The organism is Streptomyces gilvus, from assembly GCF_022513565.1.
Lineage (GTDB): Bacteria > Actinomycetota > Actinomycetes > Streptomycetales > Streptomycetaceae > Streptomyces > Streptomyces gilvus.
Window position 1 is genome coordinate 1 of record NZ_JAKWBE010000071.1, and the last position, 1,418, is coordinate 1,418.

A 1,418-nucleotide genomic window follows, 5' to 3' on the forward strand; every position below is an offset into this window, starting at 1 on the left:
TACTCCAGCTGTAGATCGCGATCTTCATGCTTGAGTGGCTTGTCGCGCGTAGTGGCTGGTCTGGGATCGGGCCTGGTGGCGGCGTCGCCAGTGGGACCACGTGAGCCGGTGGGCCGCGTCACGTGCGGGTCGGACGATGAGTGCGGTGAACAGGTGCTGGATCTCGTTGCAGGTGAGCGGTATCAGCCCGTCCGGCTTCGGGTGGCGGGTGTGTTCGTCGGCGCGGATGACGGTGAGAAAGGCGTGGGCGAGCATCGCGAGGGTGACCCAGCGGTGCCAGGACGTCCAGCGTCTGACTTGGTGTTCGTCCAGTCCGGCCAGGCCCTTGCCGGACTGGAAGGTCTCCTCGACTGTCCATCTGCGTCCGGCGACCCGCACCAGGGTGGTCAGTGGGACCGGGGTGGCTGAGTAGCAGCGGTAGAAGGCGAGTTCACGGGTGCGCCGGTTGCGGCGGACGAGCAACTGGCGGTGGCCGGGCCGGTCGTCGGCGATGTCGGCCAGGGCCCAGTCGTAGAAGCGGTGCCCCTTGGCGCCTGCGCCGGCGGAGAGCTTCTGCCAGGCCCGTGCGGGCAGCTTCTTGACCAGGGCGTCGGCGCGGAGCTTGCCCGCGCGGGTGGTGACCTGATGGTCGCAGGCGACGGCGAGGACGTAGCCGGTCTCGCGTCTTTCCAGCTCGCCTCGCAGGTGCGGGTTGCCTCCGTAGACCTCGTCACCGGCCACCCAGGACGCGGCGACGCCGGAGTCCAGAGCACGGCCGATCATGCGTGCGGCGAGCGCGGGCTTCGTGGCGAAGCCGACGGCGTCGGGTATCCCGGCGGCCCGGCAGCGGACCGCATCCTCGGTCCAGGAACGCGGGACATACAGCTCCCGGTCGATCGCTGCGTGCCCGAGCGGAGTGGAATAGGCGAGGTAGACGGCGACCTGGCTGTTCTCGATGCGTCCGGCGGTGCCGGTGTACTGGCGCTGCACGCCCACCGTGTGCGTGCCCTTCTTCAGGTCGCCGGTCTCGTCCACAACCAGCACCGCGTCCTCGTGGTGCAGGCGCTCGACGACGAAGCCGCGGATGTCGTCGCGTACCGCGTCGGCATCCCAGCTGGCCCTCGACAGCAGGTGCTGCAGACCGTAGGGGGTCGCATCCCCGGCATACTCGGCGAGCGTCCAGCAGTTCTTGCGCGGCAGGTCCGACAACAGCCCGAGCACGAACGCCCGTGCCCGGCGCCGGGGTTCCACCCGGCCGAACCGTCCCGCTATACGGCCCATCAGGACCTCGAACGTCTCCTGCCAGCGGCCAGGATCTATGCTGTGACCTGCGGCCACCGACTGATCTTCTGTCTTCACACACCGATGATCACCGGTGGCCGCATCCGTTCCCGGACCCGCCCCGACCAGCAAGATCGCGATCTACAGCTGGAGTACTA

General features: G+C 68.8%; 1 protein-coding gene. It reads right to left on the reverse strand.

Features of this window, described 5'->3' with window-relative positions; genetic code table 11:
- Positions 1-24: 24 nt before the first annotated feature.
- Complete coding sequence (locus tag MKW14_RS40630) at positions 25-1,260, reverse strand: IS701 family transposase (RefSeq protein WP_240871807.1); 1,236 nt, start codon at positions 1,258-1,260, stop codon at positions 25-27.
- Between the last annotated feature and the right edge of the window lie 158 nt (positions 1,261-1,418).

Excerpts from the sequence above, each read along its gene's own strand:
- MKW14_RS40630 (WP_240871807.1), bottom strand. The coding sequence starts at position 1,260 with ATGGGCCGTATAGCGGGACGGTTCGGCCGGGTGGAACCCCGGCGCCGG.